Source organism: Pseudomonas sp. B424 (assembly GCF_055408345.1).
This window is the reverse complement of the sequence record NZ_JBUZTL010000014.1, coordinates 43,798-64,113: the sequence shown is the minus strand read 5'-3', so window position 1 is coordinate 64,113 and position 20,316 is coordinate 43,798. Positions and strand designations below refer to the sequence as shown.

General features: G+C 59.9%; 22 protein-coding genes. 7 read left to right on the top strand and 15 right to left on the bottom strand.

The genetic code is table 11. The features are described from left to right. Positions 1-464 precede the first annotated feature (464 nt). Together ACZRMS_RS16720 and ACZRMS_RS16715 are read right to left on the bottom strand one after the other, a co-directional pair. A complete protein-coding gene (locus tag ACZRMS_RS16720) occupies positions 465-1,352 on the bottom strand; it encodes a dihydrodipicolinate synthase family protein (RefSeq protein ID WP_463996159.1) in 888 nt (295 codons plus the stop codon). A 25-nt stretch (positions 1,353-1,377) separates the two neighbouring features. Beyond that, positions 1,378-2,160, bottom strand: coding sequence for an aldolase (locus ACZRMS_RS16715; RefSeq protein ID WP_463996158.1), 783 nt, complete (start codon positions 2,158-2,160; stop codon positions 1,378-1,380). A gap of 160 nt (positions 2,161-2,320) precedes the next feature. On the opposite strand from ACZRMS_RS16715, the gene ACZRMS_RS16710 reads away from it, so the two are divergent. Beyond that, positions 2,321-2,863: a helix-turn-helix domain-containing protein gene (locus ACZRMS_RS16710; protein WP_463996157.1), complete on the top strand. Its 543-nt coding sequence runs from the start codon at positions 2,321-2,323 to the stop codon at positions 2,861-2,863. A 15-nt stretch (positions 2,864-2,878) separates the two neighbouring features. Here ACZRMS_RS16710 and ACZRMS_RS16705 read toward each other — a convergent pair whose 3' ends face one another. The 3 genes from ACZRMS_RS16705 to ACZRMS_RS16695 all read right to left on the bottom strand — a co-directional run bounded on the left by ACZRMS_RS16705 (position 2,879) and on the right by ACZRMS_RS16695 (position 5,675). Further along, positions 2,879-3,805: a sugar ABC transporter substrate-binding protein gene (locus ACZRMS_RS16705; protein ID WP_463996156.1), complete on the bottom strand. Its 927-nt coding sequence runs from the start codon at positions 3,803-3,805 to the stop codon at positions 2,879-2,881. A gap of 62 nt (positions 3,806-3,867) precedes the next feature. Next, the gene (locus ACZRMS_RS16700; protein ID WP_463996155.1) at positions 3,868-4,656 is read right to left on the bottom strand and encodes a TIM barrel protein; all 789 of its coding nucleotides are present in this window, start codon (positions 4,654-4,656) and stop codon (positions 3,868-3,870) included. 11 nt (positions 4,657-4,667) lie between these two features. After that, entirely contained in the window at positions 4,668-5,675 is a 1,008-nt protein-coding gene (locus tag ACZRMS_RS16695; RefSeq protein WP_463996154.1) for a Gfo/Idh/MocA family oxidoreductase, read from the bottom strand. Between the two features lie 203 nt (positions 5,676-5,878). Here ACZRMS_RS16695 and ACZRMS_RS16690 point away from each other — a divergent pair, with 203 nt between their 5' ends. After that, entirely contained in the window at positions 5,879-7,894 is a 2,016-nt protein-coding gene (locus ACZRMS_RS16690) for a sigma-54-dependent Fis family transcriptional regulator (protein WP_463996153.1), read from the top strand. Here the strand turns inward: ACZRMS_RS16690 and ACZRMS_RS16685 are convergent. Then, entirely contained in the window at positions 7,888-8,358 is a 471-nt protein-coding gene (locus ACZRMS_RS16685) for an FAD/FMN-containing dehydrogenase (protein ID WP_463996152.1), read from the bottom strand. The two genes, ACZRMS_RS16690 and ACZRMS_RS16685, sit on opposite strands and share 7 nt — an antisense overlap. A 524-nt stretch (positions 8,359-8,882) precedes the next feature. Here ACZRMS_RS16685 and ACZRMS_RS16680 point away from each other — a divergent pair. Continuing rightward, complete coding sequence (locus tag ACZRMS_RS16680; RefSeq protein ID WP_463996151.1) at positions 8,883-10,262, top strand: NAD(P)-binding domain-containing protein; 1,380 nt, start codon at positions 8,883-8,885, stop codon at positions 10,260-10,262. 96 nt (positions 10,263-10,358) lie between these two features. Beyond that, the gene (yghX, locus tag ACZRMS_RS16675; protein ID WP_463996150.1) at positions 10,359-11,243 is read left to right on the top strand and encodes a YghX family hydrolase; all 885 of its coding nucleotides are present in this window, start codon (positions 10,359-10,361) and stop codon (positions 11,241-11,243) included. On the opposite strand, the gene ACZRMS_RS16670 is transcribed toward yghX, so the two are convergent. Further along, positions 11,240-11,425, bottom strand: a complete 186-nt coding sequence (locus tag ACZRMS_RS16670) for a DUF1289 domain-containing protein (RefSeq protein WP_463996149.1) — start codon at positions 11,423-11,425, stop codon at positions 11,240-11,242. The two genes, yghX and ACZRMS_RS16670, sit on opposite strands and share 4 nt — an antisense overlap. Before the next feature lie 3 nt (positions 11,426-11,428). After that, complete coding sequence (locus tag ACZRMS_RS16665; RefSeq protein WP_463996148.1) at positions 11,429-11,797, bottom strand: hypothetical protein; 369 nt, start codon at positions 11,795-11,797, stop codon at positions 11,429-11,431. A 429-nt stretch (positions 11,798-12,226) separates the two neighbouring features. Here ACZRMS_RS16665 and mqo point away from each other — a divergent pair, with 429 nt between their 5' ends. Then, a complete protein-coding gene (gene mqo / locus ACZRMS_RS16660) occupies positions 12,227-13,873 on the top strand; it encodes a malate dehydrogenase (quinone) (protein WP_463996147.1) in 1,647 nt (548 codons plus the stop codon). An 86-nt stretch (positions 13,874-13,959) separates the two neighbouring features. Here mqo and ACZRMS_RS16655 read toward each other — a convergent pair whose 3' ends face one another. From ACZRMS_RS16655 to ACZRMS_RS16625, 7 genes are all read right to left on the bottom strand, one after another. Beyond that, a complete protein-coding gene (locus tag ACZRMS_RS16655; RefSeq protein ID WP_463996146.1) occupies positions 13,960-14,811 on the bottom strand; it encodes a CAP domain-containing protein in 852 nt (283 codons plus the stop codon). A gap of 49 nt (positions 14,812-14,860) precedes the next feature. Then, the gene (locus ACZRMS_RS16650; RefSeq protein ID WP_463996145.1) at positions 14,861-15,541 is read right to left on the bottom strand and encodes a GNAT family N-acetyltransferase; all 681 of its coding nucleotides are present in this window, start codon (positions 15,539-15,541) and stop codon (positions 14,861-14,863) included. Positions 15,542-15,544: 3 nt separating this feature from the next. Further along, positions 15,545-16,099 (bottom strand): UPF0149 family protein, encoded by a 555-nt coding sequence (locus tag ACZRMS_RS16645; RefSeq protein ID WP_463996144.1) that lies wholly within the window; start codon positions 16,097-16,099, stop codon positions 15,545-15,547. Positions 16,100-16,161: 62 nt separating this feature from the next. Beyond that, positions 16,162-16,518 carry a hypothetical protein gene (locus ACZRMS_RS16640; RefSeq protein ID WP_463996143.1) on the bottom strand — a complete coding sequence of 119 codons (357 nt, stop codon included), beginning with the start codon at positions 16,516-16,518 and terminating at the stop codon, positions 16,162-16,164. A gap of 124 nt (positions 16,519-16,642) precedes the next feature. Further along, the gene (locus ACZRMS_RS16635; RefSeq protein WP_463996142.1) at positions 16,643-17,044 is read right to left on the bottom strand and encodes a hypothetical protein; all 402 of its coding nucleotides are present in this window, start codon (positions 17,042-17,044) and stop codon (positions 16,643-16,645) included. A 25-nt stretch (positions 17,045-17,069) separates the two neighbouring features. Further along, positions 17,070-17,525: an N-acetyltransferase family protein gene (locus ACZRMS_RS16630; protein ID WP_463996141.1), complete on the bottom strand. Its 456-nt coding sequence runs from the start codon at positions 17,523-17,525 to the stop codon at positions 17,070-17,072. Between the two features lie 17 nt (positions 17,526-17,542). Continuing rightward, on the bottom strand, positions 17,543-18,520 hold the full coding sequence (locus ACZRMS_RS16625; RefSeq protein WP_463996140.1) for a threonine dehydratase: 978 nt from the start codon (positions 18,518-18,520) through the stop codon (positions 17,543-17,545). Between the two features lie 85 nt (positions 18,521-18,605). Here ACZRMS_RS16625 and ACZRMS_RS16620 point away from each other — a divergent pair, with 85 nt between their 5' ends. Both ACZRMS_RS16620 and ACZRMS_RS16615 read left to right on the top strand, forming a co-directional pair. Beyond that, a complete protein-coding gene (locus tag ACZRMS_RS16620; protein WP_463996139.1) occupies positions 18,606-19,967 on the top strand; it encodes an aminotransferase-like domain-containing protein in 1,362 nt (453 codons plus the stop codon). 41 nt (positions 19,968-20,008) lie between these two features. Further along, positions 20,009-20,233 (top strand): hypothetical protein, encoded by a 225-nt coding sequence (locus ACZRMS_RS16615; protein WP_463996138.1) that lies wholly within the window; start codon positions 20,009-20,011, stop codon positions 20,231-20,233. The last annotated feature ends 83 nt before the right edge of the window (positions 20,234-20,316 follow it).

The window sequence follows — 20,316 nt, the reverse complement described above, 5'->3', positions numbered from 1 at the left end:
AGAACGCCGTGGCGCATCGAACGGATATGTACGCTGTTCAGCTGTTCAATAGCTGCAAAAACAACAGAACCACCAAGTACATATCCGCCACACACGCCCAACTGGAATAGGGGCATTCGCGTTGTTCGTACATTCCCCTGGCTACAGCAAAGGCAAAGGCAAAGGCTTGAAACTGCACAACCCCATGTGGGAGCGGGCTTGCTCGCGATGGCATCGGCGCGATTCAACTCAAATACCGCGCCGCTTGCATCGCGAGCAAGCCCGCTCCCACAGAGGAGATGTGCGAGTCTCGCAGACCCCGACACCAAACAGACCGGCCTGCCGCCTCGGACGCCTTTGATCCGGCCAAGCCGTTTAGCGAGCAACACTTCGCCAGTGCTTGACCGGGAACAGAGTATCTACAGGCGTTGCATCGAGTTCAGGGTGTAAATGGAGCTACAGCATCGGTTTGTCCAGAAACCCGCTCAGCGCAGGTTGCCGATCAGGTTTTGCAACTGGAGGCTGGCGCCCGGGTTCAGTGCCGATACAGGCAGGCGCGGGTTGCCGACCTCCAGCCCGGTGCTGCGCACCCCGGCCTTGATGGTTGCCGGCAGACCGCCCTTGAGGATGAAATCCAGTAACGGCAGCTGACGGTAGAACAGTGCCCGGGCCTGTTGCAGATCATTGGCCTGAACCGCTGCGTACAGCGCCAGATTAAGCTCCGCAATCAGGTTGGGGGCTGCGGTGCACCAGCCTTTTGCGCCTGCGGCAAAGGCTTCCAGTGCCAGTGGATTGCAGCCGTTGTAAAACGGCACTTGCCCCTCGCCCAACAGATGCAGGCGGTGCATGCGCTGGATATCCCCCGTGCTCTCCTTGACCATGGTGACGTTTGCCACGGCATTGAAAATCCGCAGGATCAGCTCTGGCGACATGTCCGTGCCGCTGGTGGCCGGGTTGTTATAAAGCATGATCGGCAGGTCGATGCTGCTGCCGATAGCCTGGTAGTGGGCGAGGATTTCACTTTCGCTGAGCTTCCAGTAGGACGCCGGCAGCACCATGACCACATCGGCGCCCCGGGCCTGGGCGTAACGCGCGCGGCGAACCGCTTTGGCCGTGGTCAAGTCAGAGACGCTGACGATAGTTGGCACGCGTTTGGCCACATGCTGGATGCTGAATTCGCATACCCGGTCCCATTCGCTGTCACTCAGGTAGGCGCCTTCGCCCGTGCTGCCCAGTGGGGCAATGGCATGGACGCCGCTGTCGATCAGGCGGTCGATGGAGTGCCCGAGCGCTTCAAGGTCCAGCTGTTCGCCGTCAGCGGAAAACGGGGTGATGGTGTAGCCGATGATGCCGTGGATATCAGGGGTCGACATGTCGAAGTCCTTGGGGAAGTGGGAGTCAGTTCAGGCAGTCGGCATGCCGACGCAGGTTTTGCCGGACGTAGTAGTTGAATGCCGCGGTGTGGCGTTTTGGCCGGGCAATCCAGTCATGGGCTTCGCGGCCCAGTTCCGGCTTGATCGGCTTGATTTCGCCGGCAGCCATGGCCAGCAATTGCAGCCTGGCGGCCCGTTCGATCAGTTGCGCAATCACGCAGGCTTCTTCAATGCTGGCCCCGGTCGACAATTGACCGTGATGGGAAAGCAGCACCGCCCGTTTGTTGCCCAGTGCACCGGCAATCAGCTCGCCTTCTTCGTTGCCCACCGGTACACCCGGCCAGCCTTCGAGGAATGCACAGTCGTCATACAGCGGGCACAGGTCCATGTGCGAAATCTGTAGGGGAACTTCCAGCATCGACAACGCGCTGACGTGGGTCGGGTGGGTATGAATGATGCAGTTCACGTCCGGTCGGGCGCGGTACACCCAGCTGTGGAAGCGGTTGGCCGGGTTTGGCATGCCGTGACCTTCGAGGACTTGCAGATCCTCGTTGACCAGCAGCAGATTGCCCGCACTGATTTCATCGAAACCCAGGCCCAATTGCTGGGTGTAGTAGGTGCCGGGCTGCGGGCCACGGGCAGTTATTTGCCCGGCCAGGCCGGAGTCGTGGCCGTTTTCGAACAAAATACGGCAGGTGAGTGCCAGCTTTTGCCGGTCAGTCCACGTATTATCCGCCAGGGTTTGTTGCATTTGACTCAGGGCTTGCTGGACCAGCTGGTCTTTGGGGAGTGCGAGTGTCTTGGGCATAAAGGTGTCCTCTGATGCGTTCATTAAGCGTCGAGTGCGCCATTCACTCATCTGCGGGGGAGGGCATGGGTGACTGCAAATGACACGAAAGATCCTATATGACACAATGTGTCATTAGCAAGCGTGGGTCGTTTCCTTTTTCTTGAGTTAACTGTTTTTTATGTCTATCCGATTGAAATTACTAAGAAAAAAACTCGGGATAAGCCTTGAGGTCCTGGCCGAAAAATCCGGCATGACCAAGAGTTATCTGTCGAAAATCGAGCGCGGGCTGAACACGCCGTCGATTGCGGCGGCCCTGAAACTGGCCAAAGCGCTGAATGTGAAAGTCGAAGAATTGTTCAGCGAAGAAAGCACCAGGCTCGACAGCTACAGCCTGGTGCGCAGCGATGAGCGTCAGTCGCTGGCCGCCAATGACCAGAGCCTGGGCTACGCGGTGCTGGCCCGTCAGGTGGGGGAGCGCAGCATGCTGCCTTTCATGATTTACCCGCCCGCCGATTTCATCGACAAGGCCTTCAAGGAGCACACGGGTGAAGAGTTTTTATTCGTTCACGAGGGGCAGGTAGAGGTGGATTTCATGACCGAGCGTGTGCTGCTAAACCGGGGGGATGCGCTGCATTTCAACGCGCAGAAACCCCACCGAATCCGTTCGGTGGGTGAGCAGCAAGCGCAGTTGCTGGTGGTGGTTCACAGCGAGCAGGCTTGAATTGCAGGCTCGCGCCTATTTGAAACGCTGCTCGTACACGGCCACCTGATCGGGTGTGATCAGCTTGAACGGCACCCATGTTTCGGCCTCGACCGGCTCGCCCTTGATCATCTTCAGCGCGACAACGATGGCCTGGGTCGACTGGGCTTTGGGGTCTTGAAACACAGACGCGGCGAGCAGCCCGCGCTTGATGGCTGCCAGGCCATCAGGCAGGCCGTCGATACCCACAACCGGGATCTCGCCCTTGCCCTTTCCGGCCTGTTGCAAGGCCATGGCGGCACCAATCGCCATTTCGTCGTTGTTGGCGATCACGGCATCAAAATCAGTCCCGGCCAACAGCCAGTTGCTGGTCAGGTCCATGCCTTTGTTACGCTGCCATTCGGCGCTTTGTTCTTCGACTATCTTGATGTCGGGGTAGCCCTTGAGCACCTGTTTGACACCTTCGGTACGGTCGTGGGTGGCGTTCTGGGCCAGGTCGCCCTTGATGATCGCCACGGTACCTTTACCCCCCATTTTTTCGGCCAGAAAACGCATTTGCAGTTCGCCTGCCTCAATGTCATTTGAGGCGACAGTGGCTACGCCTTTGGGCAGCACCTTGGTGTCCGGGTGACGATTGACGTACACCAGCGGAATTTTTGCCTCGACAGCGGCCTGGGTCATGCGCGCTGTGCCACCGGTGTCGGCGGGCAACACGATCACCGCATCGACTTTCTGGCTGAGGAAGTCCTGAACCTGATTGAGCTGACGAACCACATCGCCTTGAGCGTCGACGAACTGGATCTGGATGTTTTCGCTTTTGGCGGCGTCTTGCAGCCCGCTGCGTATGTAGGTCATGAAGTTATCGTCGACTTTGGCAATGCTGACGCCGATGCGGTAGTCAGCACAGGCCCAGGTACTGGCGAGCAATAACAGGGGGGCCAAAACAAGAGTGTGGCAGCGCATGATGGTTTTCCTTTTTATTGTTATCAGGTACTGGCGAACTACCCGCAGGCGTTGGCGGGCGGTTACTCCAGAGTGAAAGCCTGGCGAAAGCGCTCAAGGGCGGCCTGGCTGTCACCCGAAGCCCAGCCTTCAAGGCCGACGACACCGCTGTAGCCAATGCCGTGCAGGGCCCTGGCAATGGCGGGGTAATGTATCTCACCGGTGCCGGGTTCCATACGTCCGGGCACATCGGCTACCTGGATTTCACCGATGGCCGGGCCTGCGCGCTGGATCAGCTCGATCAGGTTTCCCTCGCCAATCTGGGCGTGATAAAGGTCCAGGTTCATTTTCAGATGCGGGCTGTCTACGGCCTCGATCAGGGTCAGGGTGTCTTTGGCCCGGGCGAAAGGGGTGCCGGGGTGGTCCACCCGGGTGTTGAGGTTTTCCAGCAAAAATACTTTGCCGGCGTCTTCGCCCAATCGGGCGATCTGTTCCAGGGTCTTGCAGGCGCTCAGCCACATGCGCGGGGTGGTATGGGTCACCGGTTTGACCGGCAACCCCCTGTCGCCCAGTCCCGTGCCGTGCAGGTTGAGGCTGGGGCACTTGAGCCGGGCGGCGACGCCCAGTGATTCCCGGGCGCTATCGAGCAACTGCGCTATGCCGTCGGGGTCGGTCAGGTTGCCCGAGATATAGCCGGTCATGGAGGTGAAGTCCGCGCCCGTGGCCACCAGGGCGTCGATGTCCTTGTTGGTCCAGTCCCAGATTTCAGCGCTGAAACCCAGCGCATGAATACGTTTGACGCGCTCGCTGAACGGCAGGTCGAGGAACACCATCTCTGCGCTGATCGCCAGTTTGAACGGGATAAAACTCATGGGGTTACTCCTCAAAGACGCACAGGTTGGCCCGACTGGACGGACTCGATACAGGCCCGGGCAATTGCCAGGGCGGCGCGGGCATCTTCACCGCTGGCCAGCGGCTGGTTGCCGGTGCGCAGGCAGTCGACAAAGTGCGTGAGTTCGGCGATGTAGGCGTCGCGCAGCAGGTCAGTGTCCATGCGCTGGGTGTTTGCCTGGATGCCTTCGGCCAGGTAGCTGACCTTGTCCGACCGGGTGATGCTGCCCATGGTCAGCATGCCGGCACTGGCGAACACTTCGCCGCGAACATCGTAGCCGTACACCGCCTGGAAGTTGGCTTCGGCGATGGCAATTGCGCCGTTATCAAAGCGAATGGTCACCACTGCCGTGTCGAGCAGCCCCTTGGTCTTGTAGGCAGGAGCCACCAGGGCATCCGCCATGACAAAGACCTCGACCGCTTTTGCGCCCGGGTTCAGATAGCGCAGGGTGTCGAAGTCATGAATCAGGGTTTCCAGAAAAATCGTCCACTGCGGCACACCCGCGGGGTTGCTCAGGCCCGGGTCGCGGGTCAGGGAACGCAGCAGTTGCGGGGTGCCGATGCGGCCAGCGACCACGTCCAGGTGAGCCTCGCGAAAACCCCGGACAAAACGGCGGTTGAAACCTACCTGCAGTGTCACGTTGGCCTTGGCTGCAGCCGCGATGGCGCGGTCAGCCTCGTCGAGGGTGATGGCCATGGGTTTTTCGCAAAATATGCCTTTGCCAGCCTCTGCGGCGCTGATCACCAGCTCGGCATGGCTGCGGGCCGGGGCGGCGATCAGGATGCCATCCACTTCAGGGTCATCGAGCAGTTGCTGCGGGTCGGTATACACCCGTTGCACGCCGAGGGTTGCGGCCAGCCGTGCGGCCTGGCCCGGCGTCGGGTCGGCTATGGCGACCAGGCTGGCGCCGGGGATGTTCAACGCGGCGGTCTGGCCGTGAAAGCTGCCCATGCGGCCAGCGCCGATAAGACCCAGGCGGATGGTTTTAACTGTGCTCATACAGTGACTCCTTTTTATTGTTGTTCGCACGTGACTGAACAGTGGGGAATGAGTTGTGCGCAACAACACAGGAGCAAAGGCTGCGCCAATCAATAACTTATTGATTTTTAAGTATAAAAATTATATTCCCAAGAAAATCATGTTCATGTTTTAGACATGTCTATGCTGACATGTCTAAAATATGAACATTAAAACGGTGCCCAATGACGGTTGATCAGCCCATGACGTTCAGTTGCGAAGACCTCAATTACATCACCGCGCTGGGCCCATCCTCATTGAGTGATGGCCCTATCGCCGAGCTGGAGCTTGCGTGGTTGACGTGCCTCAGTGGAGGGGCTTCACGGCCCGTGGGCGTCCGGCAGGTTATTTGGGATTCGTGGCGGCGCAGCGTGATTGCCGGCATCGACCCGCAGGACTACGAATACAGTGTTGTCACCGCTCAGGAGGTGGCGGCCAGGCTGGCCCGCAACCGCGTGCTGATCGGCGCCGCAGCGCAGGTCATGACCGGGTTGCTGGCTTACAACCCCCGGGGGCACATCAACCTCACCGATGCTGACGGGGTCACGCTGCACTTTTGCGGCCTGGACCTGACGCCGATCGGCAGCCGTTTGCTGGAGTCGGTCCAGGGCACCAACTGCACGGGGCTGGCGCTGGCTGAAGACCGTTTGATGTACGTGCTGGCCGAGGAAAATTTCGCCGTTGGCTTGCGTCAGCGCCGCATGCACTGCGCCGCCGCGCCGATCCGCGATGCCGAAGGCAAAACCCTGGGCATGCTGACGCTGACTGCTGAACCGGGCTGGTTTCACTTTCATACGTTGGGCACGGTTCAGGCCGCGGCCGAAGCTGTCTCGCGCCAGTTGGCGCTTCAGGCATTGCTCGAAGAGCAAAAAAGCGTGCTGGAGGTACTCAACGAAGGCCTGGTGGTGCTCGACGGTCAGGGCCGGATCAAGGCACTGAACCAGTACGCCCGGCAGCTGTTCCGGGTGGGGCTGGAGCTGCTTGGGTGTCCGTTTCAGCGTTTGGGCCAGAGCGAGCTGACGGCTGAAATATTGCGTCATGCGGGGGAGGGGCTGCGCGATCTGGACTGCAACTTTGTGCTGCATGACCGTAGCCAGTTGGCGTGCCTGGTATCAGTGTGCTCTCTGGAGCAGGGGGGGCGGATCGTATCGTTGCGTGAGAACCGGCGAATTCGTGACATCACCCGCCGCATCATTGGCACCCAGGCCACTTATACCTTTGACACTATCCAGGGTCATTCGCGGGCCATTCAGGACGCGTTGCATCTGGGGCGCATTGCCAGTCGCAGTGACTCAACCACATTGATCCTCGGTGAGAGCGGCACTGGCAAGGAGCTGTTCGCCCAGGCCATCCACAACGCCAGCGAGCGCGCCAGTGGTGCTTTTGTGGCGGTCAACTGCGGGGCCATCCCGCGCGAACTGGTACAGAGCGAATTGTTCGGGCATGTCGAAGGCGCCTTTACCGGTTCGGCGCGGGGCGGCTCTGCCGGCAAGTTCGAACTGGCCGATGGCGGAACGATCTTTCTGGATGAAATTGGCGACATGTCATTCGACGCCCAGGTCAGCCTGTTGCGCGTATTGCAGGAGGGCGAAGTGACCCGCGTCGGGGCGAAGAAATCGCAGCGGGTGGATGTGCGAATCATCGCCGCGACCCACCGCAACTTGAGCCAGGCCGTGGTCGATGGTGCTTTTCGTGAAGATCTGTATTACCGGCTGAATGTGCTGAACCTCACGGTCCCGCCGTTACGCATGCGCCGCGATGATATTGCGCTGCTGGCGCAGCATTTCCTTGTGCGTTGCGCCCATTCACTGCGCAAGTCGGTGCAGGGCATTTCCCCGCAGGCACTGGGCATGCTGTCAGCCCATGCCTGGCCCGGAAACGTTCGAGAACTGGAGAACGTGATAGAGCGTGCCACCAATCTGGCGACAGGCGCGTTGCTTGAGCCCCGGGATTTGCCACTTGAAATCGCCCAGGGGCAACAACAGCCGGTACCGGAACATTTGCGGGCAGGCACTGTGGCCCTGGATTTGGGAACCCATGAAGCGAATGCAATCAGCGCGGCCCTGCGGGATACAAAAGGCAATATTCGATTGGCCGCGCAGCAGTTACAGGTCTCTCGCGGGGGCTTGTACAACAAGATGAAGCGCTTTGGCCTCAGTGTTGATACTTACCGCCCTGGTACGGATCAACCCGGTCATTGAGCCGGCAGTTTTTCCAGCGCCGCACGCAACTCATCGGCATTGGCAAATTCCTGTTGGGCAACCAGGGTGCCGTCGTCCAGTTGCAACCACAGTACCTTCTCTTCAGCACCCGGGTATTGGGCGGCAATGCTGCCGTCGCGGTCGAGCACGACGCGGTAGCTGTAATCACGCATGGCCGGGATCGCGATGAATTTGCCGATCAGCGAAGGCATGCGCTGCACATCGGCGAGGAAGGCGACATTGCGCGCTTCCAGATAACCCTTTGGCTGGTCTTCCAGTGCGGCCTTGACCAGTTTGGAGCCGTCCATGTTGCGAGCCACCAGCAATACCCGGGTTTTGGTGTCCAGGGTGTAGGGCTGGTCGTGCTGGTCCATCAGGGTCCAGGGCGTCAGGCGTTCACCGATATTCGCCGCGAAGGCCTGCATGGACAGCGCGCTCAACAGCAGTACAAGTGCAATTCTCACCGATTAATACCTCTTGGTTGTGTAGCGCCTGACAGGCATCAGGCACGCCGCGCATGGTATCCCATCAAGTCAGGCCAAGACCTTTCTCGCAGTGTGGTCTTTTAGCGCGTTTGCATGCTGATTTTCGGCCCAGTCGGTGTCATGGATGTCTGTGATCCATCTCCACACATCCTTGTAATACAAATCCCTATCCGTTATAGGTAAAAGGTAATTCATAACCATAAGAGGCTAAATAAGCTCAATGTATGAGAACACACGCATCTTTTGCCCTTCGGGCCCGCGTTCTGCGCAATGCAGTAACGGATTCGGGCCGAGACAAAACCCCCTTTCTCCTGGCTCATTGTTAGCCACACGCTTTCACGTTCCACCCACATCGCTACGAGATGCCCTTGTTACGGGCAAGCGCAATCGCTCGGTTCCTCCGCCAACTTTTTGATTTCTGAATGTGTTTTCACCGCCCTGGGCTTGGCCTTTTTGGGGTGGGGTTTCTGCTTTTTCAGTTTTCAATCGGTTGAGGAAATTCTATGTCTGTTCGTGTCGCAATTATCGGTGCCGGTCCTTCCGGTCTCGCGCAGCTGCGTGCTTTTCAATCGGCGCATGCCAAAGGTGCGGTCATGCCGCAGGTGGTTTGCTTCGAGAAGCAGGCCGATTGGGGGGGAATGTGGAATTACACGTGGCGTACAGGCCTGGATGAACACGGTGAGCCGGTTCACGCAAGTATGTACCGCTATCTCTGGTCGAACGGCCCGAAAGAATGCCTGGAATTCGCTGACTATAGTTTCGACGAGCATTTCGGCCGGCCGATTTCTTCCTATCCGCCTCGTGAAGTGCTGTGGGACTACATACAGGGCCGGGTGCGCAAGGCAGGGGTGCGCGAATTTATTCGCTTCAATACGGCGGTCAAGCACGTCAGCTTTGACGAGGGCACGCGAGAGTTCACGGTCACGGTGTATGACTACGAGCAACAGCAAACCCAGACTCAGGTCTTCGATTATGTGATCGTGGCCAGCGGCCATTTCTCTACCCCTCATGTGCCTGAGTTTGAGGGTTTTGAGCGTTTTTCGGGGCGCATCATGCACGCCCATGACTTTCGTGAAGCCACGGAACTCAAAGGCAAGGATCTGCTGATTATCGGCAGCAGTTACTCGGCTGAAGACATCGGTTCGCAATGCTACAAGTACGGTGCGCGTTCGATTACCAGCACCTACCGCACGCAGCCCATGGGCTACAAATGGCCCAAGGGCTGGGAAGAGCGTCCGCTTTTGAGTCGTGTCGAGGGTGACATCGCCTATTTCGGCGACGGATCAAGCAAGCGGGTCGACGCGATTATTCTGTGTACCGGCTACAAGCATCATTTTCCTTTTCTGCCTGACGAGCTGACCCTTAAAACCGGCAACCGGCTTTGGCCGCTGGGCCTGTATCAGGGTGTTTTCTGGGAGCAGAACCCGCAGTTGGTCTACCTCGGCATGCAGGACCTCTGGTACAGCTTTAACCTGTTCGATGCGCAAGCCTGGTTCGTTCGCGACTGCATCCTGGGGCGTATCGCCTTGCCTGAAAAATCCGTTATGCAGGACGACAGCGCGCGCTGGCGGGCCGAGGAAGACAGCCTGGACACCACCGCATCCATGTACGAATTTCAGGGCAGTTACATCAAGCATCTGATCGAGCAGACCGATTACCCCAACTTTGATATCGATGCGGTGAATCAAATTTTCCTCAAGTGGAAGACGGATAAAAAGCGCGACATCATGGGTTATCGCGACAAGTCCTACCGTTCCGTGATCACAGGCACTACCGCTGTGCCCCATCACACGCGCTGGCTACAGGCGCTGGATGATTCGATGGCCGAGTACCTGCGTGAAACAGCCAGTCAGGGCGGGGTCAATACGCTGCGTCAGCGCTAAGGTCTGTAGTCAGCCTGGCCCTCTGCAGAATGCCAGGCTGTAGGGCGATGCATATTGCTCTATGGTTAAGCGCAACCGGCCAAAGGAAATGCACTTATGACGCGTCTTACTGCCAAAGACTTCGCCCCTGAGTTGCTTGAACTTTATGACTACTACGCCCACGGCAAGATCAACCGGCGTGAGTTTCTGGACCGTGCCGCGATTTTCACGGCAGGGGTGTCAGCGCTCTCGGTGTTGAGCGCACTGAGTCCCGACTACGCCCTTGCCGAGCAGGTCTCTTTTACCGACCCGGATATCGTTGCCGAGTACGTCATGTATCCCTCGCCCAAAGGCCATGGCCAGGTGCGCGGCTACCTTGTGCGTCCCGCCAGGGCAACGGGCAAGTTGCCGGCCGTGGTGGTGGTGCATGAAAACCGCGGGCTTAACCCGTACATCGAAGATGTCGCCCGGCGCCTGGGCAAGGCGGGGTTTGTTGCCCTGGCACCCGATGGCCTGACGTCAGTGGGTGGCTACCCCGGCAACGACGAGCAGGGCCTGGCGCTGCAGCAAAAGGTCGACCCCACCAAGCTGATGAACGACTTTTTCGCAGCGGTGGAGTGGTTGATGCAGCACGACGCAAGCACCGGCAAAGTGGGGATTACCGGTTTTTGCTATGGCGGCGGGGTGGCCAATGCGGCAGCTGTGGCCTACCCGGAGTTGGGGGCAGCGGTATCGTTTTACGGGCGCCAGCCCGGTGCCGATGAGGTCGGCCGGATTCAGGCGCCGCTGATGCTGCATTACGCCGGGCTGGACACGCGGATCAATGAAGGCTGGCCGGCGTTTGAGCAGGCGTTGAAGGCCAATGGCAAAGTCTATGAAGCGCATGTCTACCCGGGGGTAAATCATGGTTTTCATAACGATTCCACGCCTCGCTACGATGAAGCAGCAGCGACGCTGGCCTGGAACAGGACGCTGGGCTGGTTTGGCAAGTACCTGGCCTAGTGACCGTTTTTTTTTCGCAGACTCTTGAGCCGCGTGCTGGCGCGTTGCACGGCGGCCATTTTTTCGGGGCGCTTCATGCTCCGCCACTTGCGGATGTCTTCCTTGGTGCGCCCGCAGCTCACGCACAACTCGCCACTTAACTGGCACACCGCAATGCACGGGTTTTCAATGTCTTTTGCCACGGCTCAGCGGCCTGTCTGCTTCTGGGCCAGACGCTTTGGCCAGTTGCCGCCGCAGCTGCGCTGGCATTCTTCTTCGGAGTCGAAATACACGTGAGCCGACCCATTGCGCACTTTCACCTGGGCATCAGCCAGCGCCTGTGCTGTCAGCTCACCCATGAAGGCGGCCTCGCCATCAGCCAGGGCGAAGTCTTTACTGTCCTGGGTGTCGAATACCCAGACCACCTTCAGGCTGGCCGGGAAGGCCTCGTAGTCGACCACATGAGTCAGCCAGACAAACCCCGGGATCTGTGTTTTGGCCGTTTCGCAGGCCTCGGTCAGGGAGGTAATCAGGCGGCGTTCAATCTGTGCCTGAGTGCGCTTGCTTAAAGACATGGGTGAATCCTGTTGATAGGCGGGGCAAAGGCGCGATTATACCTGAGCTTTATGCCCGGATTTATCCTCTGTGGCCCGGCTGGCACTTCGCCCACCGTGCTGCCTGAGGTAGAATGTCGCGGCTAGTCGGCTGGCCGCCCCGGATTTTCGTTTCCACGCAGCTTCCCGGAAGGAGTTGTGAGCAGGCCGGATATCAAGGGAGTCGCATTAGTCACACCATAAATGTCACCCAAGTAGCTGAAGCCAAAACCAACAATAGATCAGCGCCCAAGGTACATAAAGTGAGGTCTGTAACGTGCACAGGCCTTATATATCTGCCCGTTCCGGGCTTGAGGGATGGCTCGATCGCAGGCGACAAGCCTGTGGTGGGTCGAAGGACTTCATGCTCCGCGTGCCGGGTAGATGGCGTTTTATCTTAGGTACTACAACATGTTCAAAAAAGTGAATAAGGGGCTACTGGGCCTGGCGCTGACCATGGGGCTTTCGTCCGTGCAGGCTGCCGAGACCAAACAGGTCGATGTGCTGCTGATCGGTGGCGGCATCATGAGCGCTACTTTGGGTGTCTGGCTCAATGAGCTGGAACCTGGCATGTCCATGGAGATGGTTGAACGTCTCGATGGCGTTGCCCTTGAGAGCTCCAACGGCTGGAACAACGCCGGTACGGGCCACTCGGCCCTGGCCGAGCTGAACTACACGCCTGAAGACAAGAACGGCAACGTTGAAATCCCGAAGGCCATTGAAATCAATGAAGCTTTCCAGGTATCGCGTCAGTTCTGGTCGTGGCAGGTCAAGAACGGTGTTCTGAAAGACCCGCGTTCGTTCATCAACTCCACTCCGCACATGAGCTTTGTGTGGGGCGATGACAACATCAAGTTCTTGAAGAAGCGCTACGAAGCCCTCCAGGCCAGCCCTCTGTTCGCGGGCATGCAGTACTCCGAAGACCCGGTTCAGATCAAGAAGTGGGTTCCGCTGATGATGGAAGGGCGTGACCCGAACCAGAAAATCGCGGCCACCTGGTCCCCGATCGGTACCGACGTCAACTTCGGCGAAATTACGCGCCAGTTTGCGGCCTACCTGCAAACCAAGCCTAACTTCTCGCTGAAACTGTCGAGCGAAGTTGAAGACATCAAGCGCAATGAAGATGGTTCATGGCGTGTGGTGTACAAAAACCTGAAAGACGGCACCAAAACCGAAACGGATGCCAAGTTTGTGTTCATCGGCGCTGGCGGCGGTGCACTGCACCTGCTGCAGAAGTCTGGCATTCCTGAAGCCAAGGAATACGCCGGCTTCCCGGTTGGCGGCTCGTTCCTGGTCACCGAAAACCCGACTGTAGCCCAGCAGCACCTGGCCAAGGCCTACGGCAAGGCTTCGGTTGGCGCACCGCCGATGTCGGTTCCGCACCTGGATACCCGCGTGCTGGATGGCAAGCGCGTAATCCTGTTTGGCCCGTTCGCGACCTTCTCCACCAAGTTCCTCAAGGAAGGCTCGTACTTCGACCTGCTGACCAGCACCACGACCCACAACATCTGGCCAATGACCAAAGTCGGTATTGAACAGTACCCACTGGTTGAGTACCTGGCCGGCCAACTGATGCTGTCTGACGAAGACCGCTTCAACGCGTTGAAAGAGTACTTCCCGAACGCCAAGCCTGAAGACTGGCGCCTGTGGCAGGCCGGCCAGCGTGTTCAGATCATCAAGCGTGACGAAGAGAAGGGCGGCGTGCTGAAACTCGGCACCGAGATCGTCAGCGCCAAAGATGGCAGCATCGCGGGCCTGCTGGGCGCGTCCCCTGGTGCATCCACTGCTGCGCCGATCATGCTGACCGTGCTCGAAACCGTGTTCAAGGACAAGGTTGCGACGCCAGAGTGGCAAGCCAAGCTGCACCAGATCGTGCCGAGCTATGGCACCAAGCTCAACGGTTCGCCTGAGCGCGTTGCTCAGGAGTGGGCATACACTGCTGAAGTTCTGCAGTTGACTCCACCACCGGCGATCCCTGCGGCAACCGCTACACCAGCGGCACCTGCTGCGCCGGCCACGCCTGCGCCAAGCAACCCTGCGGCCGACATGGCGCTGTAAAAAAAAGCCCCGCCTGACGACCGTCGGGTGGGGCTTCTTTGTTCGCTTTATCCTCGCAAGATCCCTTCGCAACGACCTCTGCGCACTTACTGCGTACCGAACAACGCCGTCCAGTAAATCCCCGCGTCACTCTTCGGGTCTACCGCATAGGCTGCACCCACCTCGCGAAACTGAGGGTTCATCACGTTGGCGCAATGGCCAGGGCTGGCCAGCCAGCCGTCAACCAGCTTGCGCGTGGTGTCTTGCCCAGCCGCGATATTTTCACCGATCTGTTGCGCGTCATAACCCGCCAGTTCAGCGCGATCGCCCGGCGTCGAGCCATCGCGGCCTTTGTGATCGAAGTAGTTGTTATTGGCCATGTCCCGCGAGTGGGTTTCGGCGGCGGTTGCCAGGGTGGCATTCCAGGTCAGCGGGGCCGCAGGGCCAAAGGCCTGGGGGCCGCACTGGCGTGGCTGGGTGCGGGCACTGTTGAGCATTTCAAGTACCTTGCGGCCTTCGGCTTGCCAGTCGCCCAAGCGTGCCGCCAGCAGCGGGCGGGCCAGTACGATGCGCCAGTCGCGCTGGTCATGGCTGACGCCGATATCGACAAATTGCGGGTCCAGCACCACGCGACAGAAGCTTTCCTGCACCGCCTTCATGGCGGCCTGGGCATCGCGGGGGCCGGTGAGGTTGATCGCCTGTACGTTGACCATCGGGTACGCAGCCCGCCCGAGTGCTTGCTGCAGATCCCCGAAGCTGCTGGCCGGCAGTATCAGCCGGGTGTCCGCCGACAGTGGTGGCAACTCTTGAGAAGACTGACCGGCGCACAGCTGGATCTGGCTGCGCCAGGCGTTGATCGAATCGATCAGTTGCGACTCTTCGCTGGCGAAGGCCCAAGGGCCAAACGCCAGACCCAGGGTCAAGGCACCCAGACGGGCCAGGGTTAAGTGAGTACGCATATAGGTTCCCTCTAAGCGGAGTGCGCCCATGATGCGTTATTTCTGCTTTTTAGTCTTTTTCCAGGGCCACGAAGGCTTTGGCCCTGGCCGTCAGTTGATCGATTTGGCGATCGCGTTTTTTTTCCGCGTCGAGCATCGCCTTTTTGCCGTTGCGTTGCAGCAGGTAGGTATGGATCTGGCGCACTTCAGTGGAGTTGTAGATCGCCGCCACGTCGAGGACGCCGGTCAGGCCATCGCTGCTGTGGTCGCGGGTGTTCATCAGCACTTGCGGGCCACGGGTGCCGATGACCTGTAAACCCATGGCTTGAAACGCAGCAACCCTGGCCACGGAACAGCTCAGTTCGGTATGGGGGTAGCGGCGCACCACTTCTTGCACCATTGCCCGGGTGATACCCAGATGGCGATGGCTGGCCAGTTCTGCCATGTAGGCGATGGCGCAGGCCTGCGGGTCATCCTTGGCCGGCAGGTACAGGGCGAAGCCGGTCACTTTGTCCGGGTCCTGGGCATCGGTTGCCACAATCAGCTCAACCGCAATCCCCCTGGACCCGCCAAGGGCTTGCAGGTACAGATGCACTTCAAAGCCAATGGCGTACTGGTAAATGCTGTACAGCAGATTGCTCGGTGCGATTTCCATCGCACTGATGTCGGTGAGGTGGTCGACCACAAGCTGCAGGATCTGGCTGTTGATCGGCTCGCTGACCGGGGTGTCGAAGTGGGTAAGGGTGGTCATGGATCAGCGCTGGCTCAACCAGAAGTCATGCAATGCCCGTGCAGCCGGTGCAATGGCTGCAACAGCTTGCTGATGGGCCGCCACGTCCAGGTCTTCGGGCAGTTCGAAGTTGTCCTGCTCGGCACAATCGGCAATGGCTTGCAGCAGGATGGCCTGGGGTGCAGGCAATGCCGGCCAGTTGCAGATGGCGACTGCGCGGGTGTAACCGAAGCACCACTCTTCAGCCAGCGTCACGTCTTGCCCCAGATGCTCGGTCTGTTCGAAGCGGGGAGCGAATGCAGCGCTGTCCTCGGCCAGCTGCCTGGCAAGGGTGTTGATGTGGCGCACGCTCAACTCGATGAACTGCTTGGCTTCCTGCGGGGTTTGCCAGGCCGGGTTCTGACCGCCCCAGATCGCCGGGAACCAGTCGGCGATATCTACCCGTGTCGGGCTCGAAACCAGGGCTGTGAAGTAGCCGTCCAGTTCTGAAGGGTTGAGGACAGAGTGATCGTCGCCGTATTTGAGCAGCGTGTTTTCGATCACTTCAAAATCGCTGGCGTTCAGGGGTTGGGATTGCATGTGCGGGCTCCTTGGATGGGCGCGAGGGGCCTGACGTTTGCCGGGCAGGTTGAGGCTTGAAGTCAGTCCACAGATACGATGGACGAGAGCTCAAAGTATTTGAAGCCGGCCTTGGCCAGTGCCTTTTTGGCTTCTTGCTCGGCATTGAACCGGCTCAGGTCCTTGGAATCGTGCACGAACAGGGTTTCTTCACCGTCGAACACTTTGGTCACCCGCATCGTGACGCGAAGGATCGGGCCGCTGCGTTTTTTGGGCGCAGGTGATTGCGCCGAGGCAGGGGCGGCAACTTTCTTCGGGGCAGGCTTGGGGGCTGGCGCGACTTTCGCCGGGGCAGCTTCGACCTCGGGTTGAACAGGGGCAGCAGGTAGGTCAAGGCCGAGCGCTCTGCGCATGTCGTCCTCGGTGAATCCGGCACTCATGATATGACTCATTTAATTTAAAAGACGCGCTTATATGGCAGCCATTCGGGTTATGGCAAGTTAAATCATGCATCTACTGCAAAATACGACTATTTCAGGGCCAAAAGCCTCTGCGAGAGCGGTATCAGGTGTCACGGAACAGACCTTGATCATCCAGCAGTTTGTAGGCGATTTCGGGGTGTTTTTCCAGGGCCCGGCGAATGGCGGCCGGGATGGCCTGGCGGGTTTTGCGGCACAGCCCCGGCTGCTCGGCCAGGCGAATGGCAATACCGCGCATGGTACGAACTTCAGTGACCCCCGGGTCGATCTGCACCTCAATCCCCAATTGCTCGCGCATGCGGCGGCGCAGATGTTCCAGGTCGCCAAGGCTTTGAATATTTTCCAGCCGTTCCAGCAGCACCTTCTCGGCCTGGCGTGTGAGGCTGAAGATGCGCAGGTCGCTATCAGGCGCCCTCAACAGCTGTTCCCGCTCGCAAATGCAGGCGCCGGGAGGGCAGGGTGAGCGAAGCACCGTTGAGGGAGTCATTGGGGCAGCATAGCCGCGTGACGATTCAGGCGTCCAGACGCAAGGCCATGATGACTGTGTGCTCGACCCCGTGAAACTCATCGCGGATTTTTTGAAAACCCAGTTGTGCGTAGAACGATTCGGCGGTCAGCGATGAGGGCACCCGCAACTCCTCGACCTGCGCGGCAAGGGCCGCCTCCTTGAGGCGCGCCATCAACTGCTGGCCGATCCCGCGCCCCTGATGGCGCGGGCTGACGAACACACTGCGTACCACCGCCTGATCCAGGCTGGCGGTGCCGACCACGTGTTGCTCGACCACGGCCACGTACATCTGACGCTGTTTCATCAGCGTCAGGATCGAGGCCGGACAGAAGTGCTGCTCGACCTCGGCGATCACCTCGGGTGGGTAGTCCCGGGCATTGGACTCGCGCAAAGCGGCGATCACCACTTTGCTGATGGCGGGTGCATCGAGTTGGGTGGCGCGTCGAATCTGGCACTGCATCGTGGCTCCTTGCGCTTTTACAGTTGGGGGGATGGCTCAGCACCGTCAGCCAGAATCCCGGCGTACAGCTGCCGGTCAATATTGGCTCCGCTCAGGATCAGGGCAACCCGTCGGCCCTGTTGCTGCGATTGCTCGCGGATCAACCCGGCCAGCGCCGCGGCACCGGCCCCTTCGGCGGTGTTGTGGGTGGTTTCATGGTAGACCCGAATGGCGTGTTCGATCTCCCGGTCTGATACCCGAATCACCCGTGCCGCGCCCTGGGCAATAATGGCCAGGGCTTCAGGCAGCGGCTGGCGGCAGGCCAGGCCGTCGGCGAAAGTGTGGGCCGAGTCCGTGCAAACTACCCGGCCCTGTTCGAAGCTTTGTGCAAAGGCGTCGGCATGGGCAGACACCACGCCCACGATCTCGGTGTCCAGGCCCAGCAGGTCACGGGCCTGGATCAGCCCGCAAATCCCTGAGCCCATGCCAATGGGGACATACACCGTGTCCAGCTCTTCCACGGCTTCAAACAGCTCCAGCGCATAGGTGGCGACCCCGCGAATCAGATCGGGGTGAAAGGCGGGCACCAGATGCCATTGATGGGTTCTGGCCAGTGCTGCGGCCTCGGTCCGTGCCTCATCAAAGTCTTTGCCGCACTCAATGACTGTCGCGCCCAGGGCTACCATGGCGGCGTTTTTTTCCAGTGAGTTGCCTTCGGGCACCACGATACGGATCGGCAGCCCCATGCGCCGGGCCGCCAGGGCCAGGCTTTGCCCGTGATTGCCGCGAGTAGCGGTGACCAGCCCTTTGGTCTGCGGCTCCCGGGCGAGCAAGCCCTGCACATACAGCAACCCGCCGCGCACTTTGAATGCGCCGGTAGGTGTGTGGTTTTCATGTTTGACCCACACGGTGCAACCCAGGCGATCAGCCAGCAAAGGCCAGGCGAGCTGCGGGGTGGGTGCCAGGGTCTGGTGCACGGCGTGTGCTGCAAGGCGAAGGGCATTCAAATCAAACATGGCGCACCGTCATCGAGGGGTTTGACTCGATTCTAGGCACAACGCATTGTATGGGCCGACCCTTATATTGCATGGCCAACAATAAATGTGGATACCGACTCTCAACGACACCGACCAGCCCCGCTATCTGGCGTTGGTCGAAGCCATTACCCGGGCCATCGCGAGCGGTGAACTGCAACCCGGCGCCCGCTTGCCCCCCCAGCGGCGACTGGCCTGGGCGCTGGGCTGGAACCCCAGCACCACGATGCAGGCGTACCGCGAGGCGGCGCGTCGACATCTGGTTTCGGGTGAGGTGGGGCGTGGCACCTATGTCCTGGCGGGCAGTCAGGAGGCAACCCTGTTCAGGCTGCAAAACGCCGATGAACATGCGATGCGAATCGACCTGAGGACCAATGTCCCGGCCATCGACCACCACGGTGAAACGGATGCACAGGCCTTGTCCTGGTTGCTCGACAGCCGCCAGGCGATCCGTTTGCAGGGCTACCTGAGTGCGGCGGATCTGCTCAGGGCGCGAGTGCAGGGCGCAGCCTGGTTCAAGGGCCGCGGGCTGGACCTGATGGTGGATAACGTCATGCTTTGTACCGGCGCCCAGCAAGGGTTGTTTACCGTGTTGTTGTCGCTGTGCCAGGCCGGTGATCCGGTGCTGGTCGAAGCCTTTACCGCGCCGGGGATAAAGGCCGCCTGCGTGCAGCTGCGCCTGCCGATGCACGGGGTGGCGCTCGACCGTGAGGGCATCGTGCCGGAGGACTTCGACCGGATGATTCGCGCCACGGGCGCACGGATTGCCGTACTGACGCCGACCCTGCAAAACCCGACCTCAGCGGTGATGAGCCTTGAGCGCAAACAGGCGATTGCACACATTGCCCGGCGTCACGGGGTCCGGGTGATTGAAGACGACGTGTACGGTGCCCTCACGGACAGCCCGCCGTTGTACCGGCACTTGCCGGATTACGGGGTGCTGGTGAGCAGCCTGTCCAAGACCGTCGCTGCGGGCGTGCGCCTGGGCTGGATCGTGGCCAGCCCGCAGTTGCTGGCACGCATTGATCCCTATGCGCAGTCGGCGCACTGGGGGGTGGCGCCGCTGTGCATGGCCATCGCCTGCCAATGGATCGGCGATGGCACGGCGCAAGCGCGGGTGCAGTGGCAAACCGAAGAAGTGACCCGGCGCTGGCGGCTGGCGAAAAAGCTGTTGGGCCCGGCGATGTACCAGGCACAGACGCCGTCGCCGCATATCTGGCTGACAGTGGATGAGGGGGAGGCCTCGCTCGCCGAGGTTTGCCGCGCGGCGGGAGTAGACGTGGTGCCGGCGGACGTTTTTGCGGTTAAATCCACCCCGGCCAACGCGGTGCGCATCAGCCTGACAGCGGCCGCGAGTGCCCAGGCTCTGAAAGTGGCACTGGAGCGGGTTGCGGCAACACGCACCTCGTGGGCGACAGCATCAAGTTAGCGGGCAGCACAAAGCCCGGCATCTTCACAGAAGGCAGATCCATGCGCAGAGAAATTGGTTACTGGCACCGCGAAGGCCGCGAGTTGTTTTACTACCTGGAGTTCAAGCCCGAAACCGCCGAGTTCTTCCTGACCTGCGAACACATCCCCGGCGAAGGCGAAGGCAGTGTGCGCTCGGTTTTACTCAGCGAAGCCCGGGGCGAACGCTACTACGAAGACGCGCTGCTGATCATCAAGGAGGAGCTGTTCAAGCAGTACACCCTTTGAGGTCGGCTTGCATGCAGGAATGCATATGGGTGGTTTCGTTTGTGACCAGGCCAACATGTGTCGATAATGCCGCGGGCCCGGCA